The sequence below is a fragment of the Bordetella genomosp. 9 genome, from assembly GCF_002119725.1.
Classification (GTDB): Bacteria; Pseudomonadota; Gammaproteobacteria; order Burkholderiales; family Burkholderiaceae_B; genus Bordetella_C.
Genome location: NZ_CP021109.1, coordinates 496,072 through 512,472 on the forward strand (window position 1 = coordinate 496,072; position 16,401 = coordinate 512,472).

At 67.2% G+C, this 16,401-nt stretch carries 10 protein-coding genes and 2 riboswitches; of the genes, 9 read left to right on the forward strand and 1 reads right to left on the reverse strand.

The window, feature by feature from the left end; genetic code table 11:
* Positions 1 to 2 precede the first annotated feature (2 nt).
* From CAL13_RS02360 to dcd, 3 genes are all read left to right on the forward strand, one after another.
* Complete coding sequence (locus CAL13_RS02360; protein WP_086071394.1) at positions 3 to 1,862, forward strand: autotransporter assembly complex protein TamA; 1,860 nt, start codon at positions 3 to 5, stop codon at positions 1,860 to 1,862.
* The gene (locus tag CAL13_RS02365; protein ID WP_086071395.1) at positions 1,859 to 5,521 is read left to right on the forward strand and encodes a translocation/assembly module TamB domain-containing protein; all 3,663 of its coding nucleotides are present in this window, start codon (positions 1,859 to 1,861) and stop codon (positions 5,519 to 5,521) included. Before CAL13_RS02360 ends, CAL13_RS02365 begins: the two co-directional genes overlap by 4 nt.
* Positions 5,522 to 5,587: 66 nt before the next feature.
* Positions 5,588 to 6,151, forward strand: coding sequence for a dCTP deaminase (dcd, locus tag CAL13_RS02370; RefSeq protein ID WP_086055963.1), 564 nt, complete (start codon positions 5,588 to 5,590; stop codon positions 6,149 to 6,151).
* Between the two features lie 29 nt (positions 6,152 to 6,180).
* Here dcd and CAL13_RS02375 read toward each other — a convergent pair whose 3' ends face one another.
* Positions 6,181 to 6,699 carry a GNAT family N-acetyltransferase gene (locus CAL13_RS02375; protein WP_232467745.1) on the reverse strand — a complete coding sequence of 173 codons (519 nt, stop codon included), beginning with the start codon at positions 6,697 to 6,699 and terminating at the stop codon, positions 6,181 to 6,183.
* A 162-nt stretch (positions 6,700 to 6,861) separates the two neighbouring features.
* On the opposite strand from CAL13_RS02375, the gene CAL13_RS02380 reads away from it, so the two are divergent.
* From CAL13_RS02380 to gcvP, 6 genes are all read left to right on the forward strand, one after another.
* Positions 6,862 to 9,123 carry an arginine/lysine/ornithine decarboxylase gene (locus tag CAL13_RS02380; RefSeq protein WP_086071397.1) on the forward strand — a complete coding sequence of 754 codons (2,262 nt, stop codon included), beginning with the start codon at positions 6,862 to 6,864 and terminating at the stop codon, positions 9,121 to 9,123.
* 19 nt (positions 9,124 to 9,142) lie between these two features.
* Positions 9,143 to 10,339: an NAD(P)/FAD-dependent oxidoreductase gene (locus CAL13_RS02385; protein ID WP_086071398.1), complete on the forward strand. Its 1,197-nt coding sequence runs from the start codon at positions 9,143 to 9,145 to the stop codon at positions 10,337 to 10,339.
* Positions 10,340 to 10,535: 196 nt separating this feature from the next.
* On the forward strand, positions 10,536 to 11,426 hold the full coding sequence (locus CAL13_RS02390) for a ZIP family metal transporter (RefSeq protein ID WP_086071399.1): 891 nt from the start codon (positions 10,536 to 10,538) through the stop codon (positions 11,424 to 11,426).
* Positions 11,427 to 11,531: 105 nt separating this feature from the next.
* Positions 11,532 to 11,629: riboswitch (glycine riboswitch) on the forward strand.
* 33 nt (positions 11,630 to 11,662) lie between these two features.
* A riboswitch (glycine riboswitch) is annotated at positions 11,663 to 11,772 on the forward strand.
* 74 nt (positions 11,773 to 11,846) lie between these two features.
* Positions 11,847 to 12,950 (forward strand): glycine cleavage system aminomethyltransferase GcvT, encoded by a 1,104-nt coding sequence (gcvT, locus tag CAL13_RS02395; protein ID WP_086071400.1) that lies wholly within the window; start codon positions 11,847 to 11,849, stop codon positions 12,948 to 12,950.
* A 94-nt stretch (positions 12,951 to 13,044) separates the two neighbouring features.
* Entirely contained in the window at positions 13,045 to 13,413 is a 369-nt protein-coding gene (gene gcvH / locus CAL13_RS02400; protein WP_086055969.1) for a glycine cleavage system protein GcvH, read from the forward strand.
* A gap of 22 nt (positions 13,414 to 13,435) precedes the next feature.
* A complete protein-coding gene (gene gcvP, locus CAL13_RS02405) occupies positions 13,436 to 16,309 on the forward strand; it encodes an aminomethyl-transferring glycine dehydrogenase (protein WP_086071401.1) in 2,874 nt (957 codons plus the stop codon).
* Positions 16,310 to 16,401: the final 92 nt, after the last annotated feature.

The window sequence follows — 16,401 nt, forward strand, 5'->3', positions numbered from 1 at the left end:
CCATGCGGCGGGTCCAGGGCCTTCTGCTATGCGCGCTGCTGGCTTTGGTCCAGATCGCGTATGCCAAGCCCCAGATCGTCATCGAACCCGGCGGCGCCGATCCCGCAACGGTCAAGGCCGTCAATGACGCTGTCGAAGTCATTTCCAGGCTGGCGGCGGATCAGGACGGCGGCGAAGCGGATCGCCTGCGCCGGCGCGCGCGCGACGCGGCGCTGGCGGCCCTTGCCACCCACGGTTACTTCGCGGCGCACGTCAATTTGAGTACCGGGCAGGATCTGGACGCCGGCACGTGGCATATCGCGATCGATCCGGGCCAGCGCGCCAAGGTGGTGGCGGTGGATATCGCGTTCACGGGCCGGATCGCGCAACCGCAATATGCGGCGCGGGTTGCGGCGCTGCGCAAAAACTGGTTGCTGCCTGCCGGCCGGCCCTTCATCAACGACGATTGGAACAAGGCCAAATCCGCGCTGCTGGATGGCGTGAGCCAGCGCGACTTCCTGCTGGCGCGCATTGCCTCGTCCTCGGCGGACGTGCAGGCCGACCAGGGGCAGGTGCGCCTGAAGGTGGTGATCGACAGCGGTCCGGCCGTGCGCATGGGCGCGTTGCAGATCGAAGGATTGAACCGCGTGCCGGCATCGCTGGTGCGGCGCTATGTGCGGTACACGCCGGGCGATGCCTACGATCAGGACAGGCTGAATCAATGGCAGCAGGCGCTGCAGGGCACCTCTTTCTTCCGCGGCGCCTTCGTGTCGATGCAGCAGCCGGGCGGCTCCGCGGCCGAGACGCCGCCGTCGCGCGACCCCGGCGCGTCCACGCCCGAAGGCGATCCGCGCGTATCGGCGGGCGCCCAGCCCGCTGCGCCCGTGGACAGCAATGCCGAGATAACGCTGCCCTTGCAGGTGCGGGTGGTGGAAGGGCCGCCCAAGCGCTTTTCCTCTTCCGTGGGCGTGGACAGCGACGTGGGCGTCGGCGCGGAAGCGATCTACCGGCAGCAGGTGGTGTTCGGCCAGCCTTTGACGATGGAATCCGGCGTGGGCGTGAACCGTCTGCGCCAACGGGTCTATACGGACTTTTATCTGCCGCCGGACGACCGCGGCAACAAGGACAGCGTCGGCCTGCTGGTGGAGCATTCGGACATCGAGGGACTGGAGCGCACGCGTTTTGCCGTCGGTGCGAGCCGGCTGCAGGAGCGCCATGGCGGCCCCGATGGGCGCGTGGACTACGAGACGCGGTGGGGCCTGCTGGCCGCGCACGACAACGTCCGGATCTCCGGCGATGACGCCTACAGCTTCCCAACCCTGACGGGCACCGTGGAATGGCTGCGCCGCGACGTGGACAGCAAGTACAACCCGCGGGAAGGGAATTTGATCTCGCTGGGGGGCGGCGTGGGCGTCAATCTGCAAAACGGACGTCCCTATACCCGGGCCCGCGTCCGCGGCCAGCGGTGGTGGCCCGTCGCGCAACGCGACGTCTTCACATTGCGGGCCGACGTCGGCAGGGTCTGGGCCGACAGCGATACCCTGGTGCCCGACGATTTCGGTTTCCGCACCGGCGGCGCGCGCAGCATACGCGGCTATCGCTACCTGAGCATCGGGCAGGACCGCGGCGATGCGGTGGTGGGGGCCCGCACGCTGCTGGACGGCAGCGTGGAATACGACCATTATTTCAACGACCGCTGGGGCATGGGCGTTTTCGTGGACGCGGGCGACGCGGCGGCGTCGTTCGGCGATATGCGTATGGCGTTGGGCTATGGCGTGGGCGCGCGTGTGCGAACGCCAGCCGGACCGCTGTTCCTGGACGTGGCCTACGGACAGCGCGACCATTCGCTGCGCCTGGCGTTTTCGCTGGGGATCGCGTTTTGAAAAGTCTGGTCCGGCTGCTACGGCATCTGCTCGTGTGGTGGTTGCCGACGCTTTTGCTGTTTCTGTCCGCCATCGCGGCCGGCACGGCGTGGCTGCTCGGTACGCAGACCGGTACGCAATGGCTGCTGCGCAACGCCGGACCGCAGTTCGGGGTCGTCGCTGAAAACGTCACTGGATCGGTTTGGCGCGGCGTGCGAATCGGCCATCTGCGGTACGACTCGGACGGGATCACGCTGCAGGCGCGCGATGTGGCGGCGCAGGTCGTGTGGGCGGAGCTGCTGCAGCGGCGGCTGCGCGTACAAGAGCTGGCGGCGGGCCAACTGGACGTCGGCATCTCTTCTGCGGCTGCGCCGCAATCCGACGAACAGGCAGCGGCGCCGTCGCAGCCGCCTTCTCTGCCGGTCGAGTTGGTCGTGGACCGGCTGGCGCTGGGTCGATTTTCCCTGCTCCAGGATGGCCGGCCATTGCCGGTCGAACCGGCCGGTTTGCTGGCGTCGTTGCAGGTCGGCGCAGAGGGGGCGAGCGCGCGCGTCGATGCTTTGCGTTTGTCGCACCCCATGGGGCAGGCTGACGTGACAGGGCTTGCCACGCTGACGCGGCTTGCAGCGCCGTGGCCGCTGGCGGCGAAACTGCATGTGACGACACGCGGGGCCGCATCGGACTCGCCCTGGTGTGTCGGGAGGTTCGTGCAGGAACTGGCGGCCCGCAAACCGGGCGCGAATGCCAAACCCATCGACGCGTGCCTGGTCAACACCGATATCGAACTGCAGGGATCGCTCGATGGCATGGAGGCCATGATCGCCGCGCAGGGCGGCGGCGCCGCATTGTTCGCCCAGGCAGAGCTGGCGCCCGATGAAGCGCTGCCGGTCCGGTACGCGACGGTGGCGGTGGAGATGCCCGACGGGACGTCCGCGGTTGCGGCCCTGCAGATCGAGTCCGACAAGGCGGCCGCGACGTATCGCGCCCAAGGCAACATCACGGCGGACCGCCTCGATCTGCGGCATTTGTCCGCGGATGCGATCCCTCCGGCGCTGCTGAGCGCACACGGCGCATTCAAAGCCGAATTCACTGAATCCTTCGTGCTGCGCAAAGGCAGCTTCGATCTGACCGTGGACAAAGGCAGCAGCTGGAACCGGCAAGCGCTGGAGGGCACGGCGCGGGCCACCGTGCTGACCGGGCAGCCTTTCGCGCCGGGTGCGGACACCGCCCATGCGGGCACCGCCCGGTCGCCATCGGCTGCGCCCGCGCAGTCCGGGCAGCCGGCGCAGACCTCAACGGCCGTCCAGGCGGCGGACGATTGGGCCGCCGCGCTGGCGGGATTGCGCGTGGAGAATCTGGCCATCGATCTGCGTCTGGGGCGCAACCGCCTGCGTGCCGCCGGCGGCATCGGCGCGGGCAACGGCGCATTGACGCTGGATGCGGCCGCCCCGCAACTGGCCGCATTCTGGCCCGGCCTGGAAGGCGCCGCCACCTTGAAGGCCGATCTGGCCGGCGCGATTGCCCGGCACCGGTTGTCCCTTCGCGGCACCTACACGCCGGCCGCGTCGCGCCCCGGCATGCTGGGGCGCGCGCCAATGCGGGTGTCCGTGGAGGCCGAAGGCGGCTATGGCGCCGGCAAGGGCGATGACGCCGCCGCACTGCAGACGGGTTGGCGCGGGACGGTATCGGCGCTGTCGTTTTCCCACGCGGGTTTCGATGTGGCGGTTCCTCGTCCGGTGGCGGTTACGTGGCTGCCGCATGCGCCCGCGCCGCTGTGGCAATGGCAGCTTGGGGCCGCGCGGGTGGAGCTGGGGCTGCCGGGCGGGGATCGGGTCGTGTTGGACCACGGCGGATCGCGCGGCGGTCCGGGGCGTTGGGAAACAGCCGGGCGCATCGACAATCTGGTGCTCACGCCGGCGCTGGTGCGGCGGGTGCGCCGCGCCATCGACCCGGAGGCGGCCGCAGATGCACCGGCGCGTGCCGATCGCGTCAATGGCAGGCTGCCGGCGAGTCAGCGCCGCATCGCCCTGGAGCTGTCCTGGGACTTGCGTTACGCGGGCGCGCTTTCCGGACGCGCGCGCATCGCCCGTACGTCCGGCGATCTGGTCATTCCCGGCGATCCGCCGATTCCGCTCGGGTTGCGCACGCTGGTCGCGAATCTTTCCGCCACGCCGGTTTCCGCCCGTGGCAGCCGTGTCGATGCGGACCTGCAGGTGGACACCGCGGCGATGGGTTCGCTGCGCGGCTCGGCCACCGCGATGGTGGAAGCCAGGCCGGATGGCGTCATCGCGCTCGCGGCCCGTCAGCCGCTGCGTGCGTCCCTCAACGCCGATATCGCGAACTTGCAGTGGTTGGAACTGTTCACCGGCGACAGCACCGAAGTCGGCGGGGCGCTCAAGGCCAACGTCCAGGCCCAGGGCACGCCGGGCGGCGTGTGGTCGGTAAATGGAACGTTGCGGGGAGAACGCCTGCGTTTCGTGCGCATCGACGATGGCGTGCGTTTGGTGGACGGCACGCTGGCGGCGCGCTTGCAGGAAGACCGGCTGATCCTCGATTCACTGCGTTTTCCCGCCACGCTGCGCGTCCTGCCGCGAGAGACACGCACGCGCGATTGGGTCACGCGGGATCCGGAGGCCAAGAACGGGTATGTCGACGCCAGCGGCGTCTGGCGCCTGGCGGATTCGGCCGGGCAGGTTCGCGTCGTACTGCGCCGTTTTCCAGTGCTGCAGCGCGCGGACCGCTTCGCCATGGTGTCTGGCAGTATCGACATCGATGCGGCGCTCCCGCGCATTTCGATCCATGGCGATGTCAAGGCGGATGCCGGCTGGGCCAGCATCGAAGTCCTGAGCGAGGTGCCTTCGCTGGATGGCGACGTGGTGGTGCACCGCCCTGGCGAGGAAGACGCGGCGCCCTCCACGCCTTTGCAGACCGACATGGATCTGAACGTGGACCTTGGCTCGCGCTTTTATCTGACCGGCATGGGCCTGGACACCACGCTGGCCGGATCGATGCGGATCCGCTACGCGGGCAACCGGCTGACCGGCATGGGGGCGCTGCACACTCGCGCCGGGCGCATCGACGCCTATGGCCAGCGGCTGCAGCTCAGGCGAGGCACCGTCACGTTCCAGGGTCCGCTGGACAACCCGCTGCTCGATATCGAGGCGCTGCGCACCGGCGAGCAGGTGGAAGCCGGGGTGCGCGTAAGCGGCACTGCGCAGCGGCCGCGCATCGACCTGATTTCCTATCCGGACGTTTCCGATGAAGAAAAGCTGTCTTGGCTGGTGCTCGGACGCGGGCCGGACGCCAGCGGCAACGACACGGCCTTGCTCGTGTCCGCAGGCACCGCGCTTTTGGGCAATGGGGAACCTTTCTACAAGCAATTCGGCCTGGACGACGTGACGATACGCAATGGCACGCTGGGCAGTTCCAACAGCTTGCTGCCCGACCAGACCGTGGCGGGCAGGGTGAACCAGGACGCGAGCGAAACACTGGGTACGCAGTTCATCGTCGCCAGCAAGAATTTTGCGGACGGTGTCACGCTCAGCGTCGAGCAGGCGCTGGCTGGTTCGGAAACAGTGGGCCGCCTCAGCTACCGCCTGTCGCGCCGATGGTCGGTCGACCTGAAGGGCGGTTCGGTCAACGGCCTGGAGCTGGTTTATCGGACCTTCCTGGGAGACTGACGCCGCGGGCTGGCCGCCGGGTGGAGGCTAAAATACCGCCCACTTCAACCCCTAGGTTCCCTTCCCATGAGTATCAAGAGCGACCTCTGGATTCGTCGCGCCGCGGCCAATGGCATGATCGAGCCCTTCGAACCCGGGCAGGTGCGCGCGTCCAACGGCGGCCGGATCGTGAGCTACGGCACCAGCAGCTACGGCTACGACGTACGTTGCGCCAACGAGTTCAAGATATTCACGAATATCAATTCGACGATCGTCGATCCCAAGAACTTCGACGAAAAGTCCTTTGTCGACTTCGTGGGCGATGTCTGCATCATTCCCCCCAATTCCTTCGCGCTGGCCCGCACGGTCGAATACTTCCGCATACCGCGCAACGTATTGACGATCTGCCTGGGCAAAAGCACGTATGCGCGCTGCGGCATCATCGTCAACGTCACGCCGCTGGAACCCGAATGGGAAGGCCATGTGACGCTGGAGTTTTCCAACACCACGCCGCTGCCCGCGAAGATCTACGCCGGCGAAGGCTGCGCGCAGATGCTGTTCCTGGAAAGCGACGAAGTCTGCGAAACCTCGTACCGGGATCGCGGCGGCAAGTATCAGGGCCAGCAGGGCGTCACGCTGCCGAAGACCTGACAGGTTCGCTGCCGGATTGGCTGCGGCGGCTACTTCGCCGGCGGGCGCTCATAGTGGATATCCCAGGCGTCTTCGCCGATCTGTACGAATCCGTGCCGCTGATAAAAGCGGTTGGACGCGCTGTCGCGCAACGCGCCCAGCCGCACGGGCAAGCCAACCGCGTCGGCCTGTTCGAAAACGCGCCGCAGCACTGCGGCGCCCAAGCCTTGGCCCTGGAAGCCTGGTAGGACGTACAGATGATCAAGTTTCAGCGCGTCCTTTTCACGCCGCACGGTATAGAAACCGACTCGGACGCCGTCCAGCAAAATCGATCGCGTGTCCGCCGGCGAGTACGTCGCCCGCAGCCGCTGCCGCGCACGGTCCGGGTCAAAGCGCCCAAGGCGTTCCAGGCTTTCCCGCATGGCTGCAATGCGCAGCTCGGCCAGCGCGTCGAAGTCGGCCTCTGCGGCGCCCGCGTACTCGATACGCGAAGGAGTCGAGGCGCCCGGCCGGGCCGGATGCGGCATCGGTGGGGTAGCGCCTGCTGCCGCGAGATCGTGGCTGGACATGAGGGCATGCTTCCTGGAGACGGTGCTCAACTGTAACGCAGCCCGGGTATGGCTTATGCGGGCCGGGCCGCTTTGCCGGCCACGCGGCGGCGCAACGCCGGTGTCGTCCGTCCGCAGTACACTCGCGTCGGCTTTTGGCCTTACCCCGCAGGAGTCCCGCGCATGAAATTCCGCTTTCCCATTGTCATCATCGACGAAGATTACCGTTCCGAGAACGCATCGGGGCTGGGCATCCGTGCGCTCGCGGCGGCCATCGAGGCCGAGGGCGTCGAGGTGCTGGGTGTGACCAGCTACGGCGACCTGAGCTCGTTCGCGCAGCAGCAGAGCCGGGCCAGCGCGTTCATCCTGTCGATCGACGATGAGGAATTCGACGTCGATTCGCCGGAAGACGTGGCAAGCGCGATCAAGAACCTGCGGACCTTCATCGGCGAGCTGCGTTTCCGCAATGCCGATATTCCCATCTATCTGTACGGCGAAACCCGCACGTCGCAGCACATCCCCAACGATATCCTGCGCGAGCTGCACGGCTTCATTCACATGTTCGAGGACACGCCGGAGTTCGTGGCCCGGCACATCATCCGCGAGGCGCGCGCCTATGTGGACAGCCTGCCTCCGCCGTTCTTCCGTGAACTGGTGAAGTACGCGCAGGATGGCTCGTATTCCTGGCACTGCCCGGGCCATTCGGGCGGCGTCGCGTTTCTGAAGAGTCCCGTCGGGCAGATGTTCCACCAGTTCTTCGGCGAAAACATGCTGCGCGCCGACGTCTGCAACGCCGTGGACGAACTGGGCCAGCTGCTGGATCACACCGGCCCGGTGGCGGAATCGGAGCTGAACGCCGCGCGCATCTTCCACGCCGACCACTGCTATTTCGTCACCAACGGCACATCGACCTCGAACAAGGTCGTGTGGCATGCCAACGTGGCGGCCGGCGACGTGGTGGTGGTCGATCGCAACTGCCACAAGTCCATTCTGCACGCCATCACCATGACTGGCGCGATCCCGGTGTTCCTGCGTCCCACGCGCAATCACCTGGGCATCATCGGGCCCATTCCCATCGAGGAATTCGAGCCCGAGAACATCATGAAGAAGATCGAGGCCAACCCCTTCGCTCGCGAAGCGAAGAACAAGAAGCCGCGCATCCTGACGCTGACCCAGAGCACCTACGACGGCGTCATCTACAACGTCGAGATGATCAAGGAAAAACTGGGCAACTACATCGACACGCTGCACTTCGACGAGGCCTGGCTGCCGCACGCGGCGTTCCACGAGTTCTACCAGGACATGCATGCCATCGGCCAGGGGCGCCCGCGCAGCGAGTCGGCGATGGTGTTCGCCACGCACTCCACGCACAAGCTGCTGGCCGGCATTTCGCAGGCGTCGCAGATCATCGTGCAGGAGTCCAAGACCCGCAAGCTGGACCGCAACGTATTCAACGAGGCGTACCTGATGCACACCTCCACCTCGCCGCAGTACGCGATCATCGCGTCCTGCGACGTGGCCGCGGCCATGATGGAGCCGCCCGGCGGCACCGCCCTGGTGGAAGAGAGCATCCGCGAAGCCATGGACTTCCGCCGCGCCATGCGAAAGGTGGAATCGGAATTCGGCCGCAACGACTGGTGGTTCAAGGTGTGGGGGCCCAATCGGCTGGTGGCCGAAGGCATCGGCAATCGCGACGAATGGCTGCTGGAATCCGGCGATCATTGGCACGGCTTCGGCGACATCGCCGGCGGCTTCAACATGCTCGATCCCATCAAGGCCACCATCATCACCCCCGGGCTGGATATTTCGGGCAGCTTCGGCGAGACGGGTATCCCCGCGGCGCTGGTGTCGCGCTATCTGACCGAACACGGCGTGGTGGTGGAAAAGACCGGCCTGTATTCGTTCTTCATCCTGTTCACCATCGGCATCACCAAAGGCCGCTGGAATACGCTGCTGACCGCCCTGCAGCAATTCAAGGACGACTACGACCGCAACCAGCCGATGTGGCGCATCCTTCCGGAGTTCTGCCGGGATCATCGCCAGTACGAGCGCATCGGCCTGCGCGACCTGTGCCAGCAGATCCACGAGGCGTACAAGGAAAGCGACGTGGCGCGCCTGACCACGGAGATGTACCTGAGCGATATGGTGCCGGCGTTGAAACCGTCGGACGCCTTCGCCCGCATGGCGCACCGCGAAGTCGAGCGCGTGGCCATCGAGGACCTGGAAGGGCGCGTCACCGGCGTGCTGCTGACGCCGTACCCGCCCGGGATCCCGCTGTTGATTCCCGGCGAGCGCTTCAATCGCACCATCGTGCAGTATCTGCAGTTCGCGCGGGCGTTCAACGCCCGTTTCCCGGGCTTCGAGACGGATATCCACGGCCTGGCCGAGGACATCGACGAGCGCGGCGAGGTGCGCTACTACGTCGATTGCCTTAAGGAAGACTGAGGCGGGCTTGCCGGAACGGATGTTCGACGTCGCCATCATCGGCGCCGGCGCCGCGGGCATGATGTGCGCCGCGGTGGCCGGCCAGCGCGGCCTGCGGGTCGTGCTGGTTGACCACGCCAAGCGCCTGGCCGAAAAGATCCGCATCTCGGGAGGCGGGCGCTGCAATTTCACCAATACCGGCACGGGGCCGGGTAATTTCCTATCCGAAAACCCGCACTTCTGCAGATCCGCCCTGGCCGGCTACGGTCCTCGGGACTTCCTGGACCTGTTGCGCCGGCATCGTGTTTCCTGGCACGAGAAGCATCGCGGTCAATTGTTCTGCGACGATTCCAGCGAGTCCGTCATACGCGTACTGCGCGCCGAATGCGATGCCGGCGGCGTTCAATGGCGCATGCCTTGCAGCGTGGCGGAAATCGCGCCGGCCGCCGGCCAGGGTTTCGAGTTGCGCACGACCTCGCATGGTGTCCTGCGGGCCGCCAAGGTGGTCATGGCGACCGGCGGCATGGCGATTCCCCAGCTGGGCGCCACCGATTACGCGTTGAAAGTGGCGCGCCAGTTCGGCCTGAAGGTCGTGGAGCCGCGGCCGGCGCTGGTGCCCCTGACCTTCGACGCGGCCCACTGGGCGCCTTTCGCGGCCCTGTCCGGCGTGGCGCTGGAAGCGGGCGTGCGCAGCGGCGCAGGCGAGTTTCTGGAAGATATCCTGTTCACCCATCGCGGCTTGTCGGGACCCGGCATTCTGCAGATTTCCAGTTTCTGGAATCCCGGCCAGCCCGTCGTGCTCGACCTGGCCAGCGGCCTGGACCTGGCGCAGGCGCTGATCGAAGCCAAGCGCGGCGGACGTCAGCAGCTGGAGACGGCGCTGGCGGCGCGCTGGCCCCGGCGGCTGGCGGAACAATGGCTGCGCGGCCTGGATGACGGGCGCGGGCAGCCGCTCGCTACGGCGCGGTTGGCCGACATTCCGGACAAGACGCTGCGCGCCTTGGCGCAGGACATCCATGCCTGGACGCTGACGCCCAGCGGAACGGCCGGCTACAAGAAGGCCGAGGTGATGCGGGGCGGTGTGGACACGCGAGGCCTGGACCAGAAAAGCATGCAGGCGCGCGCGGTGCCCGGTCTGTATTTCATCGGGGAAGCCGTGGACGTGACGGGATGGCTGGGCGGTTACAACTTCCAGTGGGCCTGGGCATCCGCCGTGGCCTGCGGCAAGGCGCTCTGACGGTCCCGCGGCAGCGGTTTTCCGGGGTCTGCATCGGTACCCCATCCATCCAGTCACGCGGCCGGCCCGGGGCGGGTCCTCCGGTCGGCGTCGCGGCGCCCGCTGTGCAACGTTCGCCGCCGGTGGGACACTGATGTGTCCGCGCGGCGGCGCGCTTCTTGCTATGGCCTGCGCACACGGGAAAGGGGACGCCTTTATGAACACCGACATTCGATCGCTGGCCGTCGCCAGCGCCGGCAAAGCCACCGCCGTCGTTGCGGTGGTGCTGCTTGCGCTGGGGGCCTGGGGCCTTTGGCTGATCCTTCGCGATCCCTATCCGCAGGTCGCGAACGCATGGCTCGGCGGCCTGGTGGCGGCAGGCGCGACGGCGGCCGGAACTTTGCCGGTCGTGTTCTCGCAGCGTCTGTCGGACAAGGTTCAGGACACCATGTTCGGTTTTGGCGCGGGCGTCATGCTCGCGGCCAGCGCGTTTTCCCTGGTGGTTCCGGGTATCGAGGCGGCCAGGGAACTGGGGCGCGGCCCGTGGGGCGCCGGCTTGACCGTGGGCGCCGCCATCCTGCTGGGCGCGGCGGCGCTGCTGTGGCTCGAGCGCACGGTGCCGCACGAACACTTCATCAAGGGCAAGGAGGGGCACGACGCCCGCAAGCTGAAGCGGACCTGGCTTTTCGTCTTCGCCGTCATGCTGCACAACCTGCCGGAAGGCCTGGCCATCGGCGTCGGGTACGGCGGAACGGACGCCGTGCGGGGCAGCGCCCTGGCCACGGGCATCGCCATCCAGGACATCCCGGAAGGCCTGGTGGTGGCGGTGGCTTTGCTGGCGGCCGGATACGGACGCACCTTCTCCGTGGCGCTGGGCATGACGTCCGGCCTGATCGAGCCGGTGGGCGCGCTGGGCGGCGCCGCCGTGATGGCCTGGTCGTCGATGCTGCTGCCCTGGGGCCTGGGTTTCGCCGCCGGCGCGATGCTCTTCGTCATCAGCCACGAAATCATCCCGGAGTCGCATCGCAAGGGGCATGAAGTCTTCGCCACCGGCGGTTTGATGATCGGTTTCGTGCTGATGATGCTGCTGGACACGGCCCTGGCCTGACGCCGGCGGCGCAGCGGGCCGGCCCCGGCCGGCGCGTTGGGGCATCTCCCCGTGCGCGTCGCCTTTCTCGGCGGCCCGATTCGTTGTATCCTTCGCCTCGCTGTCACGCATCGTGCGGGAGAGAGCGGCCGCCGCGCGGCGAGCCGCCGCCGAAGGCGCAATTCGCCCGGAATCGCTCAGGCAACCGATACCGCACCTGCCTTGCTCCATCGCGCCGTTCAATGGCGGTGGGGCGAACACAGCGCTCTGGAGAGGGCCGGCCATCCGCATCGCGGTGCGCCCGGACGCCGAAGGTGCAAACCCGCGCAGCGGGGCAACTCTCAGGCAAAAGGACAGAGGGGCGGAAACATCGCCGGTTCCCGGAAGCGTTCCGCATCCAGGCCGGTATTCCGTTACCCGCAGCCCTGTCCGGAGCCCTCCATGTCGCATTCCCTGAAGAACACCCCCCTGGCCGACGAGCACATCGCCGCGGGCGCCCGCATGGTCGATTTCGGCGGCTGGAACATGCCTTTGGCCTATGGGTCCCAGCTGGACGAACATCATGCCGTCCGCCGCGACGCCGGCATGTTCGACGTTTCGCACATGCTCAACGTCGACGTCACCGGCGCGGACGCCATGGCCTTCCTGCGCCGCCTGATCGCCAACGACGTCAGCAAGATCACCGCCACGCCGGGCAAGGCGCTGTACAGCTGCATGCTGAATCCGGAAGGCGGCGTGATCGACGACCTGATCGTCTACTTTTTCGCGCCGGACCGCTGGCGTGTCGTGGTGAACGCCGCCACGGCGGACAAGGACGTCGCCTGGATGAGGCGCGTCGCGCAGGCCGAATCCGTTTCCGTCGCCATCGAGCCGCGGCGCGACCTGGCCATGGTTGCGGTTCAGGGACCGAACGCCCGCGCCAAGGTATGGGCGGCGCGCCCGGCGTGGCAGCCGGACACCGAGGGCCTGACGGCGTTCACGGCCGCGCGGTTCGGCGCCGATACGCTGGTGGCGCGCACGGGTTATACCGGCGAGGACGGCTTCGAAATCGTGCTGCCCGCGGCGGACGTGGCCGCGCTGTGGCGCGACCTGGCCGCCCAGGGCGTGCGGCCCTGCGGCCTTGGCGCGCGTGACACGCTCCGCCTGGAGGCGGGCATGAATCTGTATGGCCAGGATATGGACGAACTGACCCAGCCCGGGCAGGCAGGGCTCAGCTGGACCGTTTCGCTGAAAGACGCCGAACGCGATTTCATCGGCCGTGCGGCCATCGAAAAATTCGCCACCCCCTGCGCCTTTTTCGGCCTGAAGCTGTCCGAACGCGGCGTGATGCGCGCCCATATGGCGGTGCGCACGCCGCTGGGCCAGGGCGAGACCACCAGCGGGACGATGTCTCCGACGCTGGGCGTTTCCATCGCCTTCGCCCGTATGCCGTCGGGCGTGAAGCCCGGCGACACCGTGGAGGTGGACATCCGCGGCAAATGGGTCCCGGCGACCGTGTGCAAATTGCCCTTCGTCCGTCACGGAAAAGCGGTCGAACACCCGTAAACTGACGCTGTCCGCCCAGGCCAAGCCGGAGCGGACGGGGCGCGCATTTCTCATTCTTCATTCATCGGTTCTCGAATTCCCAGGAGTCGCTTTCATGAGCCTGCCTACCGACCGCAAGTACACCGAATCCCATGAATGGGTGAAAGCCGAAGGCGACGTGTTCGTCGTCGGCATCACCGACCAGGCCCAGGAACAGCTGGGCGATCTCGTCTTCGTCGGCGACGTCAAGACCGGCGCGAAGCTGGCCAAGGGCGATACCGCCGGCGTCGTCGAGTCGGTCAAGGCCGCTTCGGACATCTACGCGCCCGTGGCCGGCGAAATCGTCGCGTTCAACGACGAGCTGGAAGCCAACCCCGCGCTGATCAACGAATCGGCCTATACCGCCTGGATCTTCAAGATCAAGCCCGACAATCCCGCCGACCTGGACGGCCTGCTGGACGCCGCCGGCTACGAAGCCCTGTAAGGCCCCCACCTCAAGAGACATCATGTCGCGCCCCCTCGACACGCATACCGATTTCATCCCCCGCCATATTGGTCCCTCGGACGCCGATCAGGCCGCGATGCTGCGCGTGCTCGGCGTATCCACCCTGGACGCGCTGATCGACGAGGTCGTGCCGCCGCGCATCCGCGTCGATGCGCCGCTGGCGCTGCCCGCCGCCCGCAGCGAGCCGGACGTGCTGGCCGAATTGCGCGAGATCGCGCGCGGCAATGAGGTCTACCGGCATTACATCGGCCAGGGTTACTACGGCACGCACACGCCCAATGTGATCCTGCGCAACATCCTGGAGAATCCCGCCTGGTACACGGCATACACGCCCTATCAGCCGGAAATCTCCCAGGGACGGCTGGAAGCGCTGCTCAATTACCAGACCATGGTCGCCGACCTGACCGGCCTGGATATCGCCAATGCGTCGCTGCTGGACGAAGGCACGGCCGCCGCCGAAGCCATGACGCTCGCACGCCGCGGTTCGAGCTCGCGCAGCAACGTGTTCTTCGTATCGCAACACTGCCATCCCCAGACGATAGAAGTGGTGCGCACGCGCGCCGACGGCCTGGACATCGAGGTCGTGGTGGGCGACGAGGCGAAGGACTTGCCCGACTGCTTCGGCGTCCTGCTGCAATACCCGCACAGCCTTGGCGCGGTCGCCGACTATCGTGCGATCGCCGAAGCCGCGCATGCGCGCGGCGCGGTGGTGGCCTGCGCCACGGATCTTCTGGCGCTGGCCCTGCTGACGCCTCCAGGCGAGTGGGGCGCGGACATCGCGGTCGGATCGGCGCAGCGTTTCGGCGTGCCCTTCGGCTTCGGCGGCCCGCACGCCGGTTTCATGGCCTGCAAGGATGCGTTCAAGCGCAATATGCCCGGCCGGCTGGTCGGCGTGTCGAAGGACGCACAGGGCGGCAATGCGCTGCGCCTGGCTCTGCAGACGCGCGAGCAGCACATCCGCCGCGAAAAAGCCACGTCGAATATCTGCACCGCGCAGGTGTTGCTCGCCGTGATGGCAGGCATGTATGCGGTGTGGCATGGACCCGCGGGAATACGCCGCATCGCCCGGCGTGTGCAGCGCGCCACTGCCATGCTGCGCACGGCGCTGTTGGACATGGGCGCCCAGGTGGTCAACGACACCTTCTTCGATACGCTGCTGGTGCGGACCGGCGCGGCAACCACAGCCGTGCGCGACGCGGCCGCCGCAGCGCGCATCAATCTGCGCGAGGTCGATGCGGCACATCTGGCCATTTCGCTGGACGAGACGGTGACGCCCGCCGACCTGACGCAATTGATTGAAGTCTTCGGGCGCGGCCTCGGCAAGGGTACGGAAGCTGTCGATCTGGAAGCGCTGGATGGGCGCGCGCAGGGCGGCATCCCGGCGTCCGTCGCGCGCCAGGGCGAGATCCTGTCGCATCCGATCTTCTCCAGCGTGCAATCCGAGACCGACATGCTGCGCTACCTGCGCAAGCTGGCCGACAAGGACCTGGCCCTGGACCGCAGCATGATCCCGCTGGGCTCCTGCACGATGAAGCTGAACGCCACGGCCGAGATGATTCCCATCACCTGGCCCGAGTTCGCGCAGATCCATCCCTTCGCGCCGGCCTCGCAGACCGGGGGTTACCGCACGCTCATCGAGAAACTGTCGAAGGCCTTGTGCGAAATCACCGGCTACGACGCGATCAGCCTGCAGCCGAATTCGGGCGCGCAAGGCGAATACGCCGGCCTGCTGGCGATCCGCGCCTACCATGAGGCCAACGGCCAGCATCAGCGCGACGTCTGCCTGATCCCGTCGTCGGCGCACGGGACGAATCCCGCATCCGCCCAGCTGGCCGGCATGCAAGTGGTGGTGGTTGCGTCCGACGCCAACGGCAACGTGGACGTGGCGGACCTGCGCGAGAAGATCGCCAAGGTGGGCGACCGGCTGGCGGCCCTGATGATCACGTATCCGTCCACGCACGGCGTGTTCGAGGAAGCCGTCACGGAAATCTGCGACATCGTCCACGAAGCCGGCGGCCAGGTCTACATGGACGGCGCCAACATGAACGCCATGGTGGGGCTGGCCAAGCCGGGCAAGTTCGGCTCGGACGTCTCGCACCTGAACCTGCACAAGACCTTTTGCATTCCGCACGGCGGCGGCGGCCCCGGCGTGGGCCCCGTTGCGGTGCGCGCGCATCTGGCGCCTTATCTGCCCGGCGTGGTGGACGCCAACGGCAAGCTGCCCGAAGGCGCCAAGGTGGGCCCGGTATCGGCCGCCCCCTTCGGTTCTGCCGGCATCCTGCCCATTCCGTACATCTATATCGCGCTGATGGGGGCCGAGGGGCTGCTGCGCGCCACCGAAGTGGCGATCCTGAATGCCAACTACATCGCCGCGCGGCTGCGCGACCACTACCCGGTGCTGTATTGCGGCCGCAACGGCCGTGTGGCGCACGAGTGCATTCTGGACGTGCGTCCGCTGAAGGAAACCAGCGGCGTGACGGCCGAGGACATCGCCAAGCGCCTGATCGACTACGGTTTCCACGCGCCGACGATGAGTTTCCCGGTCGCGGGCACGCTCATGGTCGAGCCCACCGAATCGGAAAGCCTGGCCGAGCTGGACCGCTTCATCGACGCCATGATCGCCATCCGCGGCGAAATCGCGCAAATCGAGCGCGGCGAGCGCGACCGTGACGACAACGTGCTGAAGAACGCGCCGCATACCGCGGCCATGCTGATGGCCGACGAATGGCATCACGACTACACCCGCCGCGAAGCGGCCTATCCGCTGGCCTCTCTGCAGGACGGCAAATACTGGCCGCCGGTGGCGCGGGTGGACAATGCCTACGGCGACCGCAACCTGGTCTGCGCCTGCCTGCCCGTGGAGGCCTATGCCTGAGTCCGTGAGCGTTCCCCGCTGCGCGGGAACGCGCGGAATCGGCGCTCGCTGACCGTCAGCGGCCGCGGCCAATCACGGGAAGCGTCCCGCGA

Bases quoted from the DNA above. Each gene is read 5' to 3' on its own strand.
- CAL13_RS02360 (WP_086071394.1), top strand. From the start codon at position 3: ATGCGGCGGGTCCAGGGCCTTCTGCTATGCGCGCTGCTGGCTTTGGTC.
- dcd (WP_086055963.1), top strand. From the start codon at position 5,588: ATGAGTATCAAGAGCGACCTCTGGATTCGTCGCGCCGCGGCCAATGGC.
- CAL13_RS02375 (WP_232467745.1), bottom strand. From the start codon at position 6,699: ATGTCCAGCCACGATCTCGCGGCAGCAGGCGCTACCCCACCGATGCCG.
- CAL13_RS02380 (WP_086071397.1), top strand. From the start codon at position 6,862: ATGAAATTCCGCTTTCCCATTGTCATCATCGACGAAGATTACCGTTCC.
- CAL13_RS02385 (WP_086071398.1), top strand. From the start codon at position 9,143: ATGTTCGACGTCGCCATCATCGGCGCCGGCGCCGCGGGCATGATGTGC.
- CAL13_RS02390 (WP_086071399.1), top strand. From the start codon at position 10,536: ATGAACACCGACATTCGATCGCTGGCCGTCGCCAGCGCCGGCAAAGCC.
- gcvT (WP_086071400.1), top strand. From the start codon at position 11,847: ATGTCGCATTCCCTGAAGAACACCCCCCTGGCCGACGAGCACATCGCC.
- gcvH (WP_086055969.1), top strand. From the start codon at position 13,045: ATGAGCCTGCCTACCGACCGCAAGTACACCGAATCCCATGAATGGGTG.
- gcvP (WP_086071401.1), top strand. From the start codon at position 13,436: ATGTCGCGCCCCCTCGACACGCATACCGATTTCATCCCCCGCCATATT.